The 19,352-nt window shown below is 74.3% G+C and carries 18 protein-coding genes; 11 read left to right on the top strand and 7 right to left on the bottom strand.

Features of this window, described 5'->3' with window-relative positions; translation table 11 throughout:
- Positions 1–207: 207 nt before the first annotated feature.
- The gene (locus ACFYNS_RS01950; protein ID WP_388600109.1) at positions 208–1,659 is read right to left on the bottom strand and encodes a dipeptidase; all 1,452 of its coding nucleotides are present in this window, start codon (positions 1,657–1,659) and stop codon (positions 208–210) included.
- 155 nt (positions 1,660–1,814) lie between these two features.
- Between ACFYNS_RS01950 and ACFYNS_RS01945 the strand changes: the two genes are divergently transcribed.
- Entirely contained in the window at positions 1,815–3,263 is a 1,449-nt protein-coding gene (locus ACFYNS_RS01945; protein ID WP_388600107.1) for a geranylgeranyl reductase family protein, read from the top strand.
- Between the two features lie 284 nt (positions 3,264–3,547).
- On the opposite strand, the gene ACFYNS_RS01940 is transcribed toward ACFYNS_RS01945, so the two are convergent.
- The 3 genes from ACFYNS_RS01940 to ACFYNS_RS01930 all read right to left on the bottom strand — a co-directional run bounded on the left by ACFYNS_RS01940 (position 3,548) and on the right by ACFYNS_RS01930 (position 5,966).
- Positions 3,548–4,000 carry a nitroreductase family deazaflavin-dependent oxidoreductase gene (locus ACFYNS_RS01940; protein ID WP_360300390.1) on the bottom strand — a complete coding sequence of 151 codons (453 nt, stop codon included), beginning with the start codon at positions 3,998–4,000 and terminating at the stop codon, positions 3,548–3,550.
- Between the two features lie 180 nt (positions 4,001–4,180).
- A complete protein-coding gene (locus ACFYNS_RS01935) occupies positions 4,181–5,278 on the bottom strand; it encodes a HAMP domain-containing sensor histidine kinase (RefSeq protein WP_360300387.1) in 1,098 nt (365 codons plus the stop codon).
- Positions 5,271–5,966 carry a response regulator transcription factor gene (locus tag ACFYNS_RS01930; protein WP_360300384.1) on the bottom strand — a complete coding sequence of 232 codons (696 nt, stop codon included), beginning with the start codon at positions 5,964–5,966 and terminating at the stop codon, positions 5,271–5,273. Before ACFYNS_RS01930 ends, ACFYNS_RS01935 begins: the two co-directional genes overlap by 8 nt.
- A gap of 86 nt (positions 5,967–6,052) precedes the next feature.
- Here ACFYNS_RS01930 and ACFYNS_RS01925 point away from each other — a divergent pair, with 86 nt between their 5' ends.
- From ACFYNS_RS01925 to ACFYNS_RS01905, 5 genes are all read left to right on the top strand, one after another.
- Positions 6,053–6,697 (top strand): M15 family metallopeptidase, encoded by a 645-nt coding sequence (locus tag ACFYNS_RS01925; RefSeq protein ID WP_360300381.1) that lies wholly within the window; start codon positions 6,053–6,055, stop codon positions 6,695–6,697.
- Positions 6,698–6,747: 50 nt separating this feature from the next.
- A complete protein-coding gene (locus tag ACFYNS_RS01920) occupies positions 6,748–7,800 on the top strand; it encodes an endonuclease/exonuclease/phosphatase family protein (RefSeq protein WP_388600291.1) in 1,053 nt (350 codons plus the stop codon).
- 220 nt (positions 7,801–8,020) lie between these two features.
- The gene (locus ACFYNS_RS01915; protein WP_360300379.1) at positions 8,021–8,728 is read left to right on the top strand and encodes a TetR/AcrR family transcriptional regulator; all 708 of its coding nucleotides are present in this window, start codon (positions 8,021–8,023) and stop codon (positions 8,726–8,728) included.
- Positions 8,729–8,843: 115 nt separating this feature from the next.
- Positions 8,844–10,136 carry a sensor histidine kinase gene (locus tag ACFYNS_RS01910; RefSeq protein WP_388600101.1) on the top strand — a complete coding sequence of 431 codons (1,293 nt, stop codon included), beginning with the start codon at positions 8,844–8,846 and terminating at the stop codon, positions 10,134–10,136.
- A 28-nt stretch (positions 10,137–10,164) separates the two neighbouring features.
- A complete protein-coding gene (locus ACFYNS_RS01905; protein ID WP_360300374.1) occupies positions 10,165–10,830 on the top strand; it encodes a response regulator transcription factor in 666 nt (221 codons plus the stop codon).
- A gap of 111 nt (positions 10,831–10,941) precedes the next feature.
- On the opposite strand, the gene ACFYNS_RS01900 is transcribed toward ACFYNS_RS01905, so the two are convergent.
- The 3 genes from ACFYNS_RS01900 to ACFYNS_RS01890 all read right to left on the bottom strand — a co-directional run bounded on the left by ACFYNS_RS01900 (position 10,942) and on the right by ACFYNS_RS01890 (position 13,738).
- Positions 10,942–11,406 (bottom strand): DUF4442 domain-containing protein, encoded by a 465-nt coding sequence (locus tag ACFYNS_RS01900; protein WP_360300371.1) that lies wholly within the window; start codon positions 11,404–11,406, stop codon positions 10,942–10,944.
- Positions 11,407–11,518: 112 nt separating this feature from the next.
- Positions 11,519–12,349, bottom strand: a complete 831-nt coding sequence (locus tag ACFYNS_RS01895; protein WP_360300369.1) for an alpha/beta fold hydrolase — start codon at positions 12,347–12,349, stop codon at positions 11,519–11,521.
- Positions 12,350–12,448: 99 nt separating this feature from the next.
- The gene (locus ACFYNS_RS01890) at positions 12,449–13,738 is read right to left on the bottom strand and encodes an MFS transporter (protein WP_388600096.1); all 1,290 of its coding nucleotides are present in this window, start codon (positions 13,736–13,738) and stop codon (positions 12,449–12,451) included.
- A gap of 17 nt (positions 13,739–13,755) precedes the next feature.
- Here ACFYNS_RS01890 and ACFYNS_RS01885 point away from each other — a divergent pair, with 17 nt between their 5' ends.
- From ACFYNS_RS01885 to ACFYNS_RS01865, 5 genes are all read left to right on the top strand, one after another.
- A complete protein-coding gene (locus ACFYNS_RS01885) occupies positions 13,756–14,985 on the top strand; it encodes an ROK family protein (protein WP_360296559.1) in 1,230 nt (409 codons plus the stop codon).
- A 4-nt stretch (positions 14,986–14,989) separates the two neighbouring features.
- Positions 14,990–15,535 carry a GNAT family N-acetyltransferase gene (locus ACFYNS_RS01880; RefSeq protein WP_360296557.1) on the top strand — a complete coding sequence of 182 codons (546 nt, stop codon included), beginning with the start codon at positions 14,990–14,992 and terminating at the stop codon, positions 15,533–15,535.
- A gap of 165 nt (positions 15,536–15,700) precedes the next feature.
- Entirely contained in the window at positions 15,701–16,006 is a 306-nt protein-coding gene (locus ACFYNS_RS01875; RefSeq protein ID WP_360296554.1) for an SHOCT domain-containing protein, read from the top strand.
- A complete protein-coding gene (locus ACFYNS_RS01870; protein WP_360296551.1) occupies positions 16,003–16,749 on the top strand; it encodes an ABC transporter ATP-binding protein in 747 nt (248 codons plus the stop codon). The genes ACFYNS_RS01875 and ACFYNS_RS01870 overlap by 4 nt, the downstream gene beginning before the upstream one ends.
- The gene (locus tag ACFYNS_RS01865) at positions 16,746–19,340 is read left to right on the top strand and encodes an ABC transporter permease (RefSeq protein ID WP_388600090.1); all 2,595 of its coding nucleotides are present in this window, start codon (positions 16,746–16,748) and stop codon (positions 19,338–19,340) included. The genes ACFYNS_RS01870 and ACFYNS_RS01865 overlap by 4 nt, the downstream gene beginning before the upstream one ends.
- The last annotated feature ends 12 nt before the right edge of the window (positions 19,341–19,352 follow it).

The following is a 19,352-nucleotide window of genomic DNA, read 5'->3' as shown; positions in this document are numbered from 1 at the left end:
CGGGGCTGGCCCGGCACCAGGGGCCGCCTCCCGGCGCTCGGCGACGGCCTTCCGTGCTGTGCGCCGTAGCGGGAGCCGGTGCCGGTCCACGGCAGATTTACGGCAGGTCCACGGGGGATCCACGGCGGATCCGGGGCGGCCTTCGGCTGACCCGCGTCCGGGTCCGCCGCGGACACCAGGGGTTCGGGACTGCGCCCGGGACCGGGCTCAGGCTCCTGCGGCCTGCTCCGCGTAGCCGCGCAGGAACAGCGCCTCGGCCACCGCCATCCGCTCCAGTTCGCGCGGGTCCACGCTCTCGTTGACGGCGTGGATCTGCGCCTCGGGCTCGCTCAGTCCGATGAGCAGGATCTCGGCGTCCGGGTAGAGCGCGTCCAGTGCGTTGCACAGCGGGATCGAGCCGCCCATCCCCGCGACCTGCATCTCCTGCCCGTCGTAGGCCGTGCTCAGTGCCGCGGCCATCGCGGTGTACGCCGGGCTGGAGGTGTCCGCGGTGAAGGGCTGGCCCTTGCCCACGACCTCCGTCGACACCCGCGCCTGCCACGGCACGTGCGACTCCACGTGCGCCACCAGCAGTTCGATGGCCTTCTCCACATCCGTGCCCGGCGGGATCCGCAGCGAGACCAGCGCACGTGCCGATGCGTGCACCGAGGGGGTCGCACCGACCACGGGCGGGCAGTCGATGCCCAGGACCGTCACCGCGGGCCGTGCCCACAACCGGTCGGCGACGGCCCCGCCGCCGCTCAGCCCGACCCCGTCCAGCACCTTGGCGTCCCGCCGGAAGTCCTCCTCCGGATAGGCCATCCCCTCCCACCGGGAGTCCGCGGCCAGGCCGTCGACGACGGTGTTGCCCTCGGCGTCCCGCAGCGAGTCGAGCGTACGGAGCAGCGCGGCCAGCGCGTCGGGCGCCGCTCCGCCGAACAGCCCCGAGTGCAGATTGCCTTCGAGGGTGTCCACCTGGACCCGCAGCAGAGTCATACCGCGCAGGGAAGCCGTCACGGTCGGCAGACCGCAGCGGAAGTTGCCCGCGTCCCCGATGACGATGGTGTCCGCCGCCAGCAGTTCGGGGTGCTGTCGCGCGTACTGCTCCAGACCGCCGGTGCCCTGCTCCTCGGAGCCCTCCACGACCATCTTCACCGAGACGGGCAGCCCCCCGTTCTCCCGCACGGCCCGCAGGGCCAGCAGGTGCATGATGAACCCGCCCTTGCAGTCCGCCGCGCCCCGTCCGTACCAGCGGCCGTCGTCGCCGTCGGTGAGCTCGAACGGCGGCGTGTGCCAGGCCGCTTCGTCCAGCGGCGGCTGCACGTCGTAGTGTGCGTACAGCAGCACCGTGGGGGCTCCCGCCGGGCCGGGCAGGAATCCGTACACGGAACGGGTGCCGTCCGGCGTCTCGAGGGCGGCCACGTCCTGGAAGCCCTCGGCGCGCAGCGCCTCCGCGACCCAGTCGGCCGCGCCCTCGCACTCACTCCTGGGGAACTGCTCCGGATCCGCCACCGAGCGGAAGGCCACCAGCTCGGCGAGTTCCGTCCGCGCCCGCGGCATCAGCGAGGCGACCGTCGCGGCGACTCCCTGTCCGGCGCCGGAGTCGGAGCCGGAGCCGGAGCCCGGTGCTGCCGGTCCGGAGTACGCGGAGGAAGTAGACGAAGCGGATGAGTGAGGCATAGCCGTCGGGTCGGACGGGGGGTGCTGCATGGGAACGCTCCTTGTGGGCGCGACGTTGGCACACGTGTACGGAGACATGTGTATCGCACATGGGCGGGCCCGTAGGATGCGGTGGGCCATCCGTACGCCGAGGTCAAGCGGGAGCACAACACATCGTGAGCAGCGAGCACGCAGCCGGGAACGAGGACGTCGAGCCTTCGGAGAGCTCCGGGGCGGATCAGGCGGACCAGCCCCTCGAAGGGAGCGCGGCGGGCGGCGGCGAAGAGCGCCCCGTCTGGGACGTGGTCGTGGTCGGCGCCGGGCCCGCCGGGGCCGCGGCCGCCTACGCGGCCGCGGTCGCGGGCCGCAGCGTGCTGCTGCTGGAGAAGGCCGAACTGCCGCGCTACAAGACCTGCGGCGGCGGCATCATCGGCCCCTCCCGCGACGCGCTGCCCCCCGGCTTCGACCTGCCGCTGCGGGAGCGCGTGCACGCCGTGACCTTCGCGCTCAACGGCAAGCTGTCCCGTACCCGGCGCTCGCGCAACATGCTCTTCGGGCTCGTCAACCGGGACGAGTTCGACAACGGCCTGGTCGAGTCCGCGGTCAAGGCCGGTGCGGAGATCCGTACCGGCACCTCGGTCTCCCGGGTCGAACAGCACGGCCCGGCCGTGCCCGACCGCCGCACGGTCGCCGTCGTCCTGGCGGGAGAGGAGCAGCCCGTCCTCGCCCGCGCCGTGGTCGGCGCCGACGGCAGCGCCAGCCGGATAGGCGCCCACGTCGGGGTCCGGATGGACCAGGTCGATCTCGGCCTGGAGGCCGAGATCCCGGTCCCGGAGAGCGTCGCGGAGGACTGGGCGGGGCGGGTGCTGGTGGACTGGGGTCCGCTCCCCGGCAGTTACGGCTGGGTCTTCCCCAAGGGCGACACCCTCACCGTGGGAGTCATCTCGGCACGCGGCGAGGGCGCTGCCACCAAGCGCTACCTCGACGACTTCATCGGCCGCCTCGGTCTGGCCGGTTTCGAACCCCGCGTCTCCTCCGGCCATCTGACCCGCTGCCGGGCCGAGGACTCGCCGCTCTCCCGCGGCCGGGTGCTGGTCTGCGGGGATGCGGCCGGTCTGCTGGAGCCCTGGACCCGTGAGGGCATCTCCTTCGCGCTGCGCTCGGGACGCCTGGCGGGGGAGTGGGCCGTCCGGATCGCCGAGGCGCACGACGCGGTGGACGCGCGTCGGCAGGCCCTCAACTACGCCTTCGCGATCAAGGCCGGTCTCGGCGTCGAGATGGCGGTGGGACGGCGGCTGCTGCGGATCTTCTCCCGCCGCCCCGGGGTCTTCCACGCCGCGCTCACCGGATTCCGCCCCGCGTGGAACGTCTTCGCCCGTTTCGCCCGCGGCGCCACCTCCCTGGCCGAGGTCGTCCGGGTCCACCCGCTCGCCCGGCGGGCGCTGGACACCTTCGACCGGCGCGAGGCCGCGGAGGCCCGGGCGACGGACGGCGCGTCCGCATCCGCAGCAGTGGACTCCGCGTCCGGAGCCGGTGGCGGCGACACTCCCGGCGGACGCGAGGGACGGGACGGCGGTGACGGCGGCGGGGGCGACGAGCCGACCGCGGGAGGCCGCCCGGCGTAGTTGCGCGACTGCCGCCTCGGGGCGGACGGTCCGCTGCCGACGGTCCCGGGTGCCGTGGGTGCGGCGCCGGCCGGCACCGTGCGGGGCCCGGAGGGGCCACAGCGCCCGGGCTCCACGGCTCGCACGGGTCCCGGCCGTCTCCGTGCTCCGTCCTGGGCCCGGTGGTCTGCGAAGGCTCGGCCGGCTGTGCGGTCCGCGGGAGGGGCGCGCACCGCGGGGTGTCCCGAGCGGTGACGCGTCGTGCACGGAGCGTACGGCCCCCGTGCGCCCGGCCGGTGCGCCCCTCAGTCGGTCAGGGTGAGCCGGAAGACGGGATGGCGGTCCGCCACCGCCCGGATCTCCTCGTCGGGGGAGTCCGGGCCCACCTCGAAGAACGCCCCGACCTCCCACTTCCACTTGCGCAGATAGGCCCGCAGGATCTCCGGCTTCTCCGCGTCGGGCACCTCGACGGCGGTGAAGTGCCGGCCCCGTCGGCCGTGGAACAGGTCGCCGCCGCCCGCGGCCCGCATGTTGCGCGTCCACTGGACGTGCCCGCGGGCCGCGACCAGGTAGAGCCCGCCCTCGTGCCGGAGCGGGTTGACCGGTGTGCGGCGCCACTCGCCGCTCTTGCGGCCCTTGACCGCCAGTACACGTGAACCCACCAGGCTGACACCCCTCCTGGAGAGCCAGGAGACGGTCCGGTTCAGCACCTTGTTGGTGAACCAGCCGGGGCGCTTGACGTACGGCTCGGGTGACATCGGTGTCCTCCGTCGAGGAGTGGTCGGGTGGGCGGGAAGCGGACCGGCAGGGTGCCCAGTCGTCGAATCGATGATCCGAATCGAGAGCACTGCTCTCGTCGTGAAGCAGTGTTGCACTTCCAGTGCTCCAAAACAAGAGCAGTGCTCTCGCGGAGGGCGGGCCCCCGGGACCCCTGGAACTCACCCTCCTGACGCCGCGGGCAACTCCACGGTGATCCGGAGCCCGCCGGCCGGGCGCGGGGTGAGGGTGAGGGTCCCCTCGTGCGCCTCGGCCACGGTCTTGACGATGGCCAGGCCCAGCCCGACGCCTGCCTGGTCGGTGCGGACGCGCTCGGTGCCGCGCCGGAAGGGCTCGGTGAGGGTCGCGACCAGTTGCGGGGTGAGCCGCTCCCCGGAGTTCTCGACGGTGAGCACCACGGACCCGGGCCGGACGCCGGTGTGCACCCGCACGGTGCCTCCTTCCGGGCCCTCTTCCGGCACGTTGTGGACGATCGCGTTGTGCACGAGGTTCGTGGTGAGCTGCAGCAGGAGCGCGGGCGAACCGCTCGTGCGGGCGATGTCGCCGCTGGTCTCCAGGGTGACGCCGTGCTTCTCGGCGAGCGGGTGCAGCGCTTCGGCTGCTTCTTCCGCGACGAGGGACAGGTCGACGTCCTCCCGGGTGAAGGACCGCCGGCTGGCCCGGCTGAGGAGCAGCAGTGCCTCGGTGAGGTCGATGGCCCGGGTGTTGACGGTGTGCAGGCGGTCGACGAGTTCCCCGGTGTCGTGGTGCGGATCGGCGCGGGCGACGTCGAGGAGCGTCTTCGAGATCGCCAGCGGGGTACGCAGCTCGTGCGAGGCGTTGGCGGCGAACCTCTGCTGTTCCGCGACGTGTGCTTCGAGCTGCGAGAGCATCGTGTCGAAGGCGTCGGCCAGTTCGCGGAACTCGTCCCTGCGGCCCGGCAGCCGGATCCGGTGGGACAGCGCTCCGGCCGCTGCCGTGCGGGTGGCATGGGTGATGCGGTCCAGCGGGGCGAGCATGCGTCCGGCGAGGACCCATCCTCCCAGGAGGCCGAACACCAGGAGGAACACCATCACAGCGGCTGCCGTCGGGGCGAAGTCGCGCACGAAGAGGGTGCCCGGCGTGAGTCGTACCGCCCCCGATTCATTGGTCTGCAGCCATCCCTGCCGCAGCAGGAACACTCCCACGGCGACGAGCAGCAGGGCACCGGCGAGCATGAGGAATCCGGCGTAGCTGAGGGTGAGTTTGAGGCGGACGCTCAAGCCGGGCTGCCTAGCCACGGTCGGCACCACCGTGCCCGGCGGCGGGTGCTGTGTCGATCCGGTAGCCGACGCCCGGCACGGTGGCGATGATCCAGGGTTCGCCGAGGCGTTTGCGCAGCGCGGAGACCGTGATGCGGACAGCGTTGGTGAACGGGTCGGCGTTCTCGTCCCACGCGCGCTCCAGCAACTCCTCGGCGCTGACGACCCCGCCCTCGGCGGCGACGAGGATGTCGAGGACCGCGAACTGCTTGCGGGTGAGGGCGATGTAGCGGTCGTCGCGGTAGACCTCGCGGCGGAACGGATCGAGACGCAGGCCCGCGATCTCCCGTACGGGAGGCCGGTTGTGGCCGCGCCGGCGGTCGAGGGCCCGCAGTCTGAGCACCAGCTCCAGGAGCTCGAAGGGCTTGGTGAGGTAGTCGTCGGCGCCGAGTTCGAACCCGGACGCCTTGTCGTCGAGGCGGTCGGCGGCGGTGAGCATGAGGACGGGTATGCCGCTGCCGGAGGCGACGATGCGTCTGGTGATCTCGTCACCGGATGGGCCGGGAATGTCGCGATCGAGGACGGCGATGTCGTAGGTGTTGATGCCGAGCAGTTCCATGGCGGTCTCGCCGTCACCGGCGATGTCGGCCGCGATCGCTTCCAGGCGCAGGCCGTCGCGGATCGCATCGGCCAGATAGGGCTCATCCTCGACGAGCAAGACACGCATGCGTCGAGGATACGAGTCGGCACATATCGTCCGCGTATCGAAAATCGCATACGTGCCGGCAACACCCGGTTGTCTTCACTCGCGGTATGTTCCGACTCCAGCCCCCGGCAGGGAAACCGCCCCCTCGTGCTCGCCGGCCGACCGTCGTCGGCCTGACGGCCGTCCTGGCGGTAGCAGGTGTCACGGCGGGAGGCGCCGCCGTTCTGACCCCTCGGACATCGAAGTCCGCATCGCTCTCGCCCGCCTCGTCCCCGCGGTCCTCCACGCCTTCCGCGGGCGCTGCGGCCGATGGTGTCGTCCCCGACGGAGTGACGGTCTTCGACGACACGTATCCGGCCGTGGCCGAGCTCGATCCGCAACTGCTCAAGGCCCTGCGCCGGGCGGCGAGGGATGCCGCGGACGGCGGCGTCGCCTTCCGTGTCAACAGCGGCCGGCGTTCGCCCGCATACCAGAACGCTCTCCTTCGCAAGGCGGTCGCCCGGTACGGGTCCGCGGGGGAGGCGGCCCGATGGGTGGCCACCGCGGCGACCTCCCCGCACGTCTCGGGGAAGGCGGTCGACATCGGAGGCTCCGGTGCGACGGAGTGGCTGTCCCGGCACGGTGCCGCCTACGGGCTGTGCCGGATCTACGAGAACGAACCCTGGCACTTCGAACTGCGCCCCCGGGCGACCACCGGTGGCTGCCCGCGGAGGTATGCCGACCCCGCCCGCGACCCGCGCATGCGGCAGTGATCAGGGGAGCGCCGGTGAACAGCGAGAGCACGAGTGAGCGAGAGCAGACGATGACACAGGTGGACACGGCGGCGACCGGAGCGGACAGTCCGGCGGCCGACGACGGAGGAACCCGGCCCGAGGGCCGCCCCCGGCCGGGCCCTTGGCGGCGCGGCCCGCTGCTCACGGCGGGTGGGCTGCTGCTCGGCCTGCTTCTGTTGTTGCACGGGCAGCTCACCGACCGGGCCGGGCTGGGCAGTCTGGTGGAGACGTTCCTGCCGTGGTTCGGTCTGTTCGTCCCGGTGCTGCTCGCCGGGGCGCTGCGGCGCCGCTCCGCCTCCGCGGCCGTCGCGTCGCTGTTGCCGGTCGCGGTGTGGCTGAACCTGTTCGGCGGGTTGCTCGGCGACAGCTCCCACGGGGGCGGTGACCTCACCGTGGTCAGTCACAACGTCGCCGCGGGGAACCCCGATCCGGTCGGCACCGCCCGTGAACTGGCGGCCTCCGGCGCGGATCTGCTGGCGCTCGAGGAGCTGACGGACCGGGCCGCGGGCAGCTACGAGAAGGTGTTGGCGAAGGAGTATCCGCACCACACCGTGCGCGGCACGGTCGGGTTGTGGAGCAGGCTGCCGCTGTCGGAGACCCGGGCGGTCGACGTCCTGCGGGGCGATGCCGGGCCGCTGGCCGAGCAGGCGCGGGCCGAGGGCCCGGAGGAACCGCCCCGTGCGCTGCGCACCACGGTGGCCACCGGGAAGGGGCCGCTGGCCGTGTACGTGGCGCATCTGGGGTCCGTGCGGGTGATGCCCCGGAGTGGCTTCTGGACGGACTCGCGGGACGCCGGCGCGGCGAAGCTCGCCGTGGCCGTCGCCGCCGAGCGCAGTGAGCGGATGCTGGTGCTCGGTGACTTCAACGGCACGATGGACGATCGCGCGTTCGACGGCCTCACCTCGCGGCTGCGCTCCGCCCAGGAGGTCGCCGGGGACGGGTTCGGCTTCAGCTGGCCCGCGAGGTTCCCGCTGGCGCGGATCGACCACATCCTGGTCCGCGGAGTGGAGCCGAAGAGCGCGTGGCTGCTGCCGGCGACGGGCAGTGATCACCGGCCGGTGGCGGCGGGGATCGGCTGGTGAACCCGGGGTGACCTGCCGGGTGCCATATCGTCGGCGCGTCGGGGACCGCACCTGCCCGGGATGGTGAGCGGCGCTCTCGCTGCAGTGCGCTGCTCGCACACCGGGCGCCGTCGGAGACCGCGGTATGCCGGGGCGGTGTGTGGCGGGCGGTACGTGGGACGGGCGGTGAGCGGTGCTCTCGCTGTTGAGCACTGCTCGCACAGCTGGCACACTGCTCCGTATGAGCAGGATGCAGGGCGCCCGCCAGCGGGCGCGGGGTGAGATCACCGAAGCGATCAAGGAAGAGGCGCGCCGCCAACTCGCCGAGCAGGGCGCCTCCCGGCTCTCCCTCCGCGCCGTCGCCCGCGAACTCGGGGTGGCCTCCTCCGCCCTCTACCGCTACTTCCCCAGCCGCGACGACCTGTTGACCGCGCTGATCACGGACGCCTACAACGCGCTGGGGGCAGCGGCCGAGGAGGCGCTCGCCGAAGCCGAGTCGGCAGGAGACACGCACCTCGTCCGCTGGCGCGCCGTCTGCCGCGCCGTCCGCGGCTGGAGCCTGGCGCATCCGCACGAGTACGCGCTGCTCTACGGCTCGCCCGTGCCCGGGTACGCGGCACCGTCCGCCACCATCCGGCCGGCTTCCCGCGCCGCTCTGGCGATGCTGACGGTGCTGAGCGACGCCTACGCGGTCGGGGCGCTGCGCGCGCCCGCCCGTGCCGCGGCCGCGCCCGCGCCGGTCCTGGCGGACACCGAACGGCTGGTCGGGGAGTTGGAGGTGCCGCTGCCCCCGGCGGTCGCCGCGGAGGCGGTGGCCGCGTGGGCGCAACTGTTCGGACTGGTCGGCTTCGAGCTGTTCGGGCAGTTCGCCAACGTGATCGACGCGCGGGACGCGTTCTTCGACCACGCAGTCGAGCGTCTCGCCGACCAGGTGGGCCTCCGCCGCTGAGCCGCGCCCCGCCGACCCGTTCCCCCGGGAGCCGCCCGCGTACTCCCCGCGGAGTAGGCGGGACCACCGCGCTCGGCTGACGCCGCGCTGCCCGCGGCCGGGCTAGCGTGAAGGCGTGACCAGCACATCACCCTCCTCCCGTCCGGCCGGCGGCGCCGCGGAGCAGCCCCGGGCCACCGACTCCGGGTCGGCACCGGCCGCGGAGGCGCCGGGACCTTCCCGGTGGTGGCCCCGGTTCGGGCCCGGACCGGGGCGGTGGCGCCTGCCCTGGCCCTCCTCGCTCGCCGTTCTCGTGATCCAGCAGGTCGGTTCGGGTTTCGCCGCGCACAACCAGCGGGAGACGGCCGTGGACCTGGAGCCCGCGGCCCGGCTGCTGCTGGCACTCGGGCCGCTTCTGCTGCTGCTGCGCCGGCGCTTCCCGCGTACCGCGGTGTTCGGGACCTCGGCGGTGACGCTGGGGTACCTGGCGGCCGGATACCCCTACGGGCCGGTGCTGCTGAGCGTCGTGGTGGCCGGGTTCGGCGCGCTCGTCGCCGGGTACCGGTACGCGACCTGGGGTGCGCTGGGGATGCTGCTGGTGGGCCGGCTGCTGGCGGCCCACGCCTTCTACCGCTGGCTGCCGCCGGGAGAGGACGGGCCGGGACCGTGGGGTACCGACCTGTTCATGGCCGTCTGGATGGTGGCGCTGTGCACGGCCGGCGAACTGGCCCGGGTGCGCGTCGCCGAGCGGGCGCGGCGGGAGCGGGAGGAGGCGGAGGCCGCACAGCGCCGGGCGGACGAGGAGCGGCTGCGGATCGCCCGGGAGCTGCACGACGTGCTGGCGCACAGCATCTCCGTGATCAACGTCCAGGCGGGGGTCGGGCTCGCGCTCCTGGACTCCGATCCGGAGCAGGCGCGTACCGCGCTCGGCACCATCAAGTCCGCCAGCAGGGAGGCGCTCGGTGAGGTGCGCCAGGTGCTCGCGACGCTCCGGACGCCGGGAGAGGCGCCCCGCGCGCCGGCACCGGGCCTCGACCGGCTCGGCGAACTGGCCGAGCAGGCGGCGAGCGCCGGGCTGCAGGTGACCACCGGGACCGAGGGCACGCCGGTGCCGCTGGCGCCGGGGATGGACCTGGCGGCGTTCCGCGTCGTCCAGGAGGCGCTCACCAACGTCGTGCGCCACTCGGGATCGCGCGCCGCCCGGGTGCGGGTCCGCTACGGCGGCGATGTGCTGGAGCTGCGCGTCGACGACGACGGCCCGGCCACCGGTTCGGGGCCGGCCGGCGGCGGCAACGGGCTGGTGGGGATGCGCGAGCGGATCGCCGCTTTCGGGGGCACTGTCGAGGCCGGGGCGCGCGCGGACGGCGGCTTCCGGGTGCGTGCGACGCTTCCGCTGCGCTCCGGCGAGCAGCAGGCGCCGCTACAGTGAGCGCCCCGGCGAACCGAGGGGAGAGACCGTGATCCGTGTGCTGCTCGCCGACGACCAGATTCTGGTGCGGGCCGGATTCCGCGCGCTGCTGGACGCGCAGCCCGACATCGCGGTGGCGGGGGAGGCGGCCGACGGCGCGGAGGCGGTCGCGCTGGTACGCGAACGCGCCCCCGATCTGGTGCTGATGGACATCCGGATGCCGCTCGTCGACGGCCTGGCAGCCACCAGGCGGATCACCTCCGACCCGCAGCTGAGCGCGGTCAAGGTGGTCATGCTGACCACCTTCGAGCTGGACGAGTACGTGTTCGAGGCGCTGCGTTCGGGAGCCTCGGGGTTCCTCGTCAAGGACACCGAGCCGGACGAACTGCTGCGGGCCGTCCGCGCCGTGGTCGACGGGGACGCGCTGCTGTCGCCCGGCGTCACGCGGCGGCTGATCGAGGAGTTCGCGGCCCGCTCCAAGGAGCCGGCCGCGGTCGAGGGGCTGGCCGAACTCACCGAGCGCGAGCGGGAGGTGATGGCGCTGGTGGGGATCGGGCTCTCCAACGAGGAGATCGCCCGCCGGCTCGTCGTCTCGCCGCTGACCGCCAAGACCCATGTGAGCCGGACGATGGTCAAGCTGGGCGCCCGCGACCGCGCCCAGCTCGTCGTCCTGGCCTACGAGTCCGGCCTGGTGCGTCCGGGCTGGCTCGGCTGAGCGCCGCGCCCGGAGCCGGTCCGGCCGGAACCCGCGCGGTGAACCGGGGGAGCCGGGACCCCGGGGGGCGGGACTCCGCGCGCCGGAGCCGGGAGAGCGGACCGCCTCCCGTCACCTGTCCCGCTTGCGGCGCACGTAGAGCTGTTTGCGGACGCGGGCGACCACGGTGCCGTCGGCGGCGGTGACCGTCGACTCGAACCAGGGCAGCGCTTTGGAGCCGTCCGCCGTTGCGGCGCGGATCTCCTCCAGCCGGTCCTCGGTGAGCTTGAAGTCGGCGAAGACGTCACCGCGGCCGGGGGAGACGAACTCGACTTCTGCGCTCTTGTCCCACACCACGTAGTCCGGGCCGAGCCGGTTGACCGCCAGCAGCGCCCAGAAGGGGTCGCTCATGGAGTAGAGCGAACCGCCGAACTGGGTGCCGAAGTAGTTGCGGTTCAGCCGGCCGAGCTTCAGCCGGACCCGGGCGCTGCTCCAGTCGTCGGCGATCTCCAGGACGCGGATGCCCGCGAACCGGTACGGCGGGTACCAGTTCAGGACGCGCAGCAGCCCCTTCGGGGTGCGCAGCACTTGAGCCATGGCCGCGAAGCTACCACGACCCTACTGTCGAGTAACAGGTGGCGGCGATCACTCCCGCACCGGACCGGCACCGGACCGGCGAGCCGCGGACCGTCCGGCCGGAGGGTACCGCTCACTCCTCCAGGAAGCCGGCGAGTGTCCTGGTCAGCTCCGCCGTGGCGTCCTCCTGGACCAGGTGTCCGGCGCCGTCGAGCAGCCGCAGCCGGGCGCCGGGGATCGCCGCGGCCAGCCGGTGCGCACGGTCGACCGGGATCCAGGCGTCCTCGGTGCCCCAGCAGACGAGGACGGGCAGCGTCAGCTCGCCGTACCGCTGCTCGATCTCGTCGGTCCAGCGCTGGTCGTTCTGTGCGATCTGCCGGTAGAAGGCGCTCCGCCCCGCCGGGTCCAGCCACGGCTCGGCCAACCGCGCCACGACGTCCCCGGGCAGGCCGGGCCCGCCGACGGAGGAGACGTACTCCCGTACCAGCGCCGCGTGCAGAGCGGGCGGGAGCTGGGCGAACACCTCGGAGTGCTCGCCCAGCAGCCGGTAGGCCGGCGACCCCCAGGGAGCCAGAGCCACGACGTCCACCAGTGCCAGCCGGGAGTAGCGCGCACCGTGCAGCAGGTGCGCGCGCAGGGCGACGGCGCCGCCGAAGTCGTGCGCCACCACGGCGGGCTGCTCCAGGCCCCAGTGATCCAGCAGTTCGGCGAACAGCTCGCCCTGGGCACGCAGCGACACCTCCTGCCCCTCGTGCTTGGCCGAAGCGCCGTATCCGGGCATGTCCCACACGTGGACGTGGTGACCTCCGGCCAGGCTCCGGGCGACGTTCCGCCACGTGTAGGAGGACCAGGGTGTCCCGTGCAGCAGCACGACGGGCGGCAGCGCCGGGTCGCCCAGGGCGGCCCAGCGCACGGTCCCCAGGGCACTCTCGTAGGTACGGTCCAGCGTCCAGGTGTCGTTCATGCGCACCACTCTGCGGGCCGCGGGGCTGCCGGACCACTGGCTGGAGTGACGAGGAACGCAAGGATCCGGCCAGGTGGATTCCGGCCGCTCCCGCTCCGCTCACCCGTCCGGCAGTACGGCGCGCCGTACTGCCGCCGCGGTCAGTGCGGCGGCTCCCGCCAGCAGCGCCACCGTCAGCAGCGCCGCTTGCAGCGAGAATCGCTCCGCCAGGAAGCCGATCGCCACCGGGCCCAGCAGGATGCCGCCGTACCCGAGCGTGGAGGCCGCCGCCACCCCGCCGGGCCCCGCCAGGTCTCCTGCCCGTCCGATGGCGATGGGGAAGACGTTGGCCAGGCCGAGCCCGGTCACGACGAAGCCCGCGAGGGCCGCCCACACCGACGGCGCGAGCGCGCCCAGCAGCATGCCGCAGCAGCCCAGCGCCCCGCCCCCGATCAGTACCCGGCCGGGCCCCAGGCGCTCGACGAGCGTCGTGCCGGAGAGCCGCCCCACCGTCATGGCCCCGGCGAAGACCGAGTAGCCGGCGGCGGCGAGGGCCGGGCCGGCGCCCAGGTCGTCCATCAGGTGCAGCGCGCTCCAGTCGGCCAGCGCTCCCTCGCCGTACGCGGTGCACAGCGCGATCATCCCCAGGACCGCGACCGCCCGGCGGGCGCCGCGGGGCGGATCCGGGGCGGGTGCGGGGCCGGAGCGCGCCCCCGGCATGTCGTCTCCGGGCGGGGGGCCGGTGCGGCGGGGGCGCTGCGGGCGCCGGGCGGCGGGCAGCGGGAAGCGCAGCAACGGCCGGGCGGCGAGCGCGGCCAGGGCCAGCCCGGCCGCGGCGAGCAGCAGCAGGTGCCGGGTGGGGCTCAACGCGCCCGCCAGCAGGCCGCCCAGGCCCGCACCGAGCATGCCGCCGAGGCTGAAGGCGGCGTGGAAGCCCGGCATCGCGGGGCGGTCAAGCGCGGCCACCAGGTCGACCGCGGTGCTGTTGAGGGCGACGTTCATCCCGCCGTACGCGGCGCCGAAGACCAGCAGCACGAGGCCGAGGGCGAGCGGTGAGCGGGTGAGCGGCGGAAGTGCCACGCTGAGGGGCAGCAGGAATCCGCAGCCGAGCAGGACGGGTTGGTTGCCGAAGCGCGAGCACAGCCGTCCGGTCGCCATCATGGTGACCACGGCGCCCGCCGAGAGGCCGAGCAGCGCCAGGCCGAGCGCGCTGTCCGAGGCGCCCGTCCGGGCCTTGACGGCGGGGATCCGGACGACCCATCCGGCGAAGAGGAAACCATCGAGAGCGAAGAAGGCGGTCAGGGCGTGGCGGAAGCGGCGCAGGTCCGGGCGGTGGGGAGCGGCGGGGGACCGGCCGCCGCGCTCCTTCGCACCGGCGAGCGCCGACCGTATTTTGTTTAGTGTCGGCACAAAGAGAGAATAGAGGCGTGACCCGGACACGTACAACGAGGTTGGAAAGAGGGCGTTCGGCCCTGGGGCCCGCACTGGAGCTGGTCCACACCGGGCAGGCGCCCACCCGCGCCGTGCTCACGGCCGAACTGGGGGTGACCCGCGCGACAGCGGGAGCCGTCGCAGCCGAACTGGAGGCCCTCGGGCTCATCACCGTCGACGCCCACCCCACCGCACCCGTGGGCAGTCAGGGCCGGCCCTCGCACCGGCTCGCCGTCGACCCCGCGGGACCCGTCGCGCTCGCCGCGCAGATCCACGCGGACGGCTACCGCGCGGCGCTGGTCGGCCTCGGCGGGCGCATCGTCGCCACGGCGCCCGGCTGCGGCACCGTGGACGCCGACCCCGCGCAGGTCATCAGCGAAGTCGTGGCCGCGGGCGCGGAGTTGCTGCGCTCCCGCGGACGGCGCTGCGTGGGCGCGGGACTCGCCGTACCCTCCGCCGTGGCCGAACCGGAGGGCACCGCGCTCAATCCGCTGCACCTCGCCTGGGAGGCGGGCGCCCCGGTGCGCGACACCTTCCGCGCCTGCCTCGCCGAGGCCGGGGTCACCGGTGCGGACGGCGCCACCGTCACCGGCTTCGCCGCCAACGACCTGAACGTCGCCGCACTGGCCGAGCACCGGCACGGCGCCGGACGCGGAGCCCGCCATCTGCTCGTCGTGGGCACCGGGCACCACGGCGTGGGCGGCGCGCTCGTGCTGGACGGGCGGCTGCACACCGGAAGTTCGGGCCTGGCCCTGGAGGTCGGCCATCTGACGGTGGACCCGGAGGGCCGCCCCTGCCACTGCGGCAGCCGCGGCTGCCTGGACGTGGAGACCGACCCCGCGGCGCTCCTCGCCGCCGCCGGGCGCCCGGCCAGCCCCGGGACCTCCCTGCTGACCCAGGCCGCCGAACTGCTCCGCACGGAGTACGGCACCGACCCCGCGGTCCGGGACGCGGCCGGCCGGCTCGTCGACCGGCTCGGGCTCGGACTCGCCGGACTCGTCAACATCCTCAACCCCGACCGCATCGTGCTCGCCGGACTGCACCGCGCCCTGGTCGAGGCCGACGGCGAACGGCTGCGCGGCGTCGTCGCCGACCGCAGCCTGTGGGGACGCAGCGGCGGCGTCCCCGTCCTGCCCAGCGAACTGGCGCACAACTCCCTCGTGGGAGCAGCCGAGTCGGCATGGCAGCCGGTGCTCGATGACCCGCTCGCAGTGCTGGGAGGATGACCGCATGCGCATCCGAGCGGGTACCGCACGCGAACTCGGCAGGCTCCAGGAGATCGAACGGGCGGCGGGCCAGTGGTTCCGCGGCATCGGCATGCCGGAGATAGCCGACGACGAGCCGCCCACCCGGCAGTGTCTGCGCGAGTTCGCGGAAGCGGGCGGACTGTGGGTCGCCGCTGACGACGACGGCGGCCCGCCGGTCGCCTACGCGCTCACCGAACCGGTCGACGGCTGCCTGCACATCGAGCAGCTCTCCGTCCACCCGGACCGCGCCCGGCGCGGCATCGGGCGCGCCCTTCTCGACCACCTGGCGGCCCGGGCGGCGGCCCAGCGGACACCCGCACTCACCCTCACCACCTTCACCGACGTCCCCTGGAACGCGCCCTACTACGCGCGCCTGGGCTTCCGCACCCTCGCCGCGCACGAACTCGGCCCCGGGCTGCGGGAGATCCGGTCCCGGGAGACCGCCGCCGGGCTGGACCGCTGGCCCCGGGTGTGCATGCGCCGCGAGGCCGCCGCCCCGACGCGCCGGGACCTTCTCCCGGCGGAGTAGCCCCGCCGGGCCGCCCCGCTTCCGCCCCGGAGCAGCCCGGCACCCCCGCGGTACTCCCGGCGAGGTACCCGTACCGCCGCCGGCCGTACGACGACCCGAACCCCTCCCCGCGCGCAGTCTCGGTAGCGCAAGGCACCACCGACCGCTACCGAGGAGTTGACGACCATGCAGACCCTGGCGCACTGGCACGGCGCGGGGGGACCGGGCCCCTGGATCCTGTTCTTCCCGCTCATCTGGGCCGCCCTCGTCGCGGCCGGCCTCCTCCTGCTGCGCCGCACGGTCCTCCGGGGCCGCCGCGGCCCCTGGCAGCGGCGGCAGCACGCCGCGCACGGCACCGAGACCCCGCTGGACCTGCTGGACCGGCGCTTCGCACAGGGCGAGATCGACGAGGACGAGTACTGGCGGCGCACCTCCGTGCTGGCCGAGAGCACCCGCGAGCGGCGCGCGGAGCGCCCGGAGGGCACGCGATGAGCGACACCGCCGCAGCCCGGGTCACCGCCGCCGTGAAGGTCCACGGCAGCGGTGACACGCGGGTCCGCGCACTCGACGGAGTGACACTCGGCTTCGAGACGGGCCGCTTCACCGCCATCATGGGGCCCTCCGGTTCCGGCAAGTCCACCCTGATGCACTGCGCCGCCGGGCTGGACACGCTCACCTCCGGGCAGGCGCTGATCGGCGACACCGAACTGGGCGCACTCGGCGACCGGAAGCTGACCCTGCTGCGTCGCGAGCGCGTCGGCTTCGTCTTCCAGGCGTTCAACCTGCTGCCGACGCTCACCGTCGCCGAGAACATCACCCTCCCGCAGGACCTGGCCGGTGCCCGCCCCGACCCGGAGTGGATCGCGGACCTCACCGGGATCGTCGGGCTCGGCGACCGGCTGCACCACCGCCCCGCTGAACTCTCCGGCGGACAGCAGCAGCGCGTCGCCGTCGCCCGGGCGCTGGCAGCCCGGCCCGAGGTGGTCTTCGCCGACGAGCCCACCGGGAACCTCGACTCCCGCTCCGGCCAGGAGGTGCTGGGCCTCCTCGGCCGTGCGGTGCACGAGATGGGCCGCACCGTCGTCATGGTCACCCACGACCCGGTTGCCGCCGCCTGCGCCGATGAGGTCGTCTTCCTCTCCGACGGACGGCTCGCCGGGCGGATACAACAGCCGACGACCGAGCGCGTCCTGGACCGGCTCGCCGCCTGCGACCGGGCGGAGGCGGCCCGATGAGCGCCGCGGTGCCCGGCCGCCGAAGCGGCGGCGCCGCCGCGCTGCGTCTCAGCCTGGCCTCCCTGCGTGCCCACAAGCGGCGGTTCGCCGGGACCTTCACCGCCGTGGTGCTGGGCGTCGCCTTCCTCACCGGCACCCTGGTCATGGGCGACACCCTGCGGGCCGGTTTCGACGCCCTGTTCGGCACCGCCACCGGCGGAACCGACGCGGTGGTGCGCAGCAGCAGCGTCATCACCACCTCCGGCGAGCCGGCCGGCGCCCGCAGCCCGCTGCGCACCCGCGCAACGCTGCGGACGGTGCGCGGCACGCCGGGCGTCGCGGCAGCCGAACCCAGCATCGAGGGGGCCGGACAGCTCGTGGGCGCGGACGGCGGACCCGTCGGCGGCCAGGGTCCGCCCACCACCGCGGGCAACTGGATCGCCGACCGGCGGCTGAACCCCTACGAGATCTCCCGGGGCCGCGCCCCGCGCGCCGCCGGGGAGATCGTCGTCAACGAGGGCGCGGCCGCCTCCGGCGGCCTCACGATCGGCGACACCACGACCCTGCGCACTCCCGATCCGGTGCCGGTGAAGATCGTCGGCCTGGCCACCTTCGGCGGCCAGAGCGGCATGGGGAAGGCCACCTTCGCCGGCATGACGCGAGCGGACGCCGAGAAGTACCTGATGCCCGCACCGGGAAGGGCCGCCGCCATCCGGGTACGGGCCGCGGACGGCACCGGTCAGCAGCAGCTCACCGAGCGGCTGGAGGCGGCGCTGCCCCGCGGGGTCGAGGCCGTCACGGGACAGGAAGCGGCCGAGGAGAACTCCGAGAACGTCTCCGGCAGCTTCCTGACCCTCTTCACCAGCATGCTGCTCGTCTTCTCCGGAGTCGCCCTGCTGGTCGCCGTCTTCTCCATCCACAACACCTTCGCCATCGTCGTCGCGCAGCGCACCCGCGAGAACGCGCTGCTGCGCGCCCTGGGCGCCTCGCGCCGCCAGGTGCTGACCACCACGCTGTGCGAGGCAGCCGCGGTCGGCGCCCTCGCCGCCGCCACCGGGGCCGCCGCCGGGATCGGTGTCGCCGCCGGGCTCCAGGCGCTCTTCCCGGCCGTCGGATTCCCCTTCCCCGAGGGCCCCCTGGTCATCGACGCACTGTCGCTGCTGCTGCCGCTCGGCGTCGGGATCGCCGTATGTCTGGCCTCCGCGCTGCTGCCCGCGGTGCGGGCCGGACGCACCGCGCCGCTGGCGGCGCTGCGGGAGACCGCGGTGGAGCCCGTCGCCGCCTCCCGCCGCCGGGCGCTGCTCGGCTCGCTGCTCGGCGCGGCGGGCGCGGCGCTCACCGCCCTGGGCGCCGCCCCGGGGAACAGATCGGTGACCCTGACCGCGTGCGGGGCCGTCGCGGCACTGGCCGCCTTCCTCGTCCTCGGCCCGGCGGCGGCGACGCTCGCGGTGCGCGTACTGGGCGGACCCGTGGCCCGGCTGCGCGGGACGACCGGTGCGCTGGCCCGGCGCAACGCGCTGCGCAACCCCGGCCGCACCGCCGCGACGGCCGGTGCGCTGCTGATCGGGGTCGCCGTGGTCACCCTCTTCACCGTCTTCGCCTCCTCGGTGAAGGCGATGATGGACCAGGCGGTCGACCGCAACTTCGCCGGCGATGTCGCGGTCAGCGCTCCCGGCTTCGGCGCGGGCGGCAGCGGGCTGAGTCCGCGGCTGGCCCCCGCCGTGCAGCGGCTTCCGCAGGTGGAGACCGCGCTCGGACTCGGCCGGGGCACCGCTCGGGTGGAGGGCGCCGGACAGGAGCTGACCGTCGCCGACCCGGCGAAGCTGGACCGGGTCCTGAACCTTGGCACCGTGCACGGCTCGCTCGCGGACCTGGGCGGACGCGGTGTCGCCGTCTCACGTTCCGAGGCCGGGAAGCACGGCTGGCGGCCCGGTTCCACCGTGCGGCTGGAGTTCACCGACGGCAGCGAGCAGCGCTTCACCGTCCGCGCCGTCTACGGCACGAGCGAGCTGACCGGCGACTACGTCGTCAGCCGCCGGGCGTGGGCGCCGCACCGCACCCAGGACGCCGACCGGCTGCTGTCGGTCGTCTTCGAGGACGGCGTCTCGCCGCAGGCGGGCCGGGCGGCCGTCCAGCGGGTCGCCGACCGGTACGGCAAGCCGGAGGTGCAGACCCGCGAGGAGTACGCGCAGTCCGCGGCCGCCGGGATCGACATGATGCTCACCCTCGTCTACGCGCTGCTGGGACTGGCCGTGCTCATCGCGCTGCTGGGCATCGCCAACACCCTCACCCTCGCCGTGCACGAGCGCACCAGGGAGCTGGGGCTGCTCCGCGCGGTCGGGCAGACCCGCGGCCAGCTGCGGGCCATGGTGCGGTGGGAGTCGATGCTGGTCGCCGCCTTCGGGACGCTGGGCGGCCTCGCCCTCGGCAGCTTCCTGGGCTGGGCGCTGGTGCGCGCCACCGACAGCCGGGGGCTGGGCGTCCTGAGCCTGCCGCCCCTCCCTCTGGCGGTGGTCGCCCTCGTCGGGGTCGCCGCCGGCCTCCTGGCCGGATGGCGCCCCGCGCGCCGGGCGGCACGCCTGGACGTGCTGCGCGCCATCGGCGCCGAATAGCGGCCCGGACCC

The organism is Streptomyces sp. NPDC006925, from assembly GCF_042869575.1.
GTDB lineage: Bacteria > Actinomycetota > Actinomycetes > Streptomycetales > Streptomycetaceae > Streptomyces.
The sequence above is the reverse complement of the archived record's forward strand: the minus strand, read 5'-3'. Positions and strand labels throughout refer to the sequence as shown.

What these genes read in the sequence shown, in the direction of transcription:
- ACFYNS_RS01895 (WP_360300369.1), bottom strand. Translation starts at nt 12,349, where the DNA reads ATGAACGACACCTGGACGCTGGACCGTACCTACGAGAGTGCCCTGGGG.
- ACFYNS_RS01880 (WP_360296557.1), top strand. Translation starts at nt 14,990, where the DNA reads ATGCGCATCCGAGCGGGTACCGCACGCGAACTCGGCAGGCTCCAGGAG.
- ACFYNS_RS01865 (WP_388600090.1), top strand. Translation starts at nt 16,746, where the DNA reads ATGAGCGCCGCGGTGCCCGGCCGCCGAAGCGGCGGCGCCGCCGCGCTG.
- ACFYNS_RS01900 (WP_360300371.1), bottom strand. Translation starts at nt 11,406, where the DNA reads ATGGCTCAAGTGCTGCGCACCCCGAAGGGGCTGCTGCGCGTCCTGAAC.
- ACFYNS_RS01940 (WP_360300390.1), bottom strand. Translation starts at nt 4,000, where the DNA reads ATGTCACCCGAGCCGTACGTCAAGCGCCCCGGCTGGTTCACCAACAAG.
- ACFYNS_RS01875 (WP_360296554.1), top strand. Translation starts at nt 15,701, where the DNA reads ATGCAGACCCTGGCGCACTGGCACGGCGCGGGGGGACCGGGCCCCTGG.
- ACFYNS_RS01870 (WP_360296551.1), top strand. Translation starts at nt 16,003, where the DNA reads ATGAGCGACACCGCCGCAGCCCGGGTCACCGCCGCCGTGAAGGTCCAC.
- ACFYNS_RS01950 (WP_388600109.1), bottom strand. Translation starts at nt 1,659, where the DNA reads ATGCCTCACTCATCCGCTTCGTCTACTTCCTCCGCGTACTCCGGACCG.
- ACFYNS_RS01930 (WP_360300384.1), bottom strand. Translation starts at nt 5,966, where the DNA reads ATGCGTGTCTTGCTCGTCGAGGATGAGCCCTATCTGGCCGATGCGATC.
- ACFYNS_RS01915 (WP_360300379.1), top strand. Translation starts at nt 8,021, where the DNA reads ATGAGCAGGATGCAGGGCGCCCGCCAGCGGGCGCGGGGTGAGATCACC.
- ACFYNS_RS01925 (WP_360300381.1), top strand. Translation starts at nt 6,053, where the DNA reads ATGTTCCGACTCCAGCCCCCGGCAGGGAAACCGCCCCCTCGTGCTCGC.
- ACFYNS_RS01920 (WP_388600291.1), top strand. Translation starts at nt 6,748, where the DNA reads ATGACACAGGTGGACACGGCGGCGACCGGAGCGGACAGTCCGGCGGCC.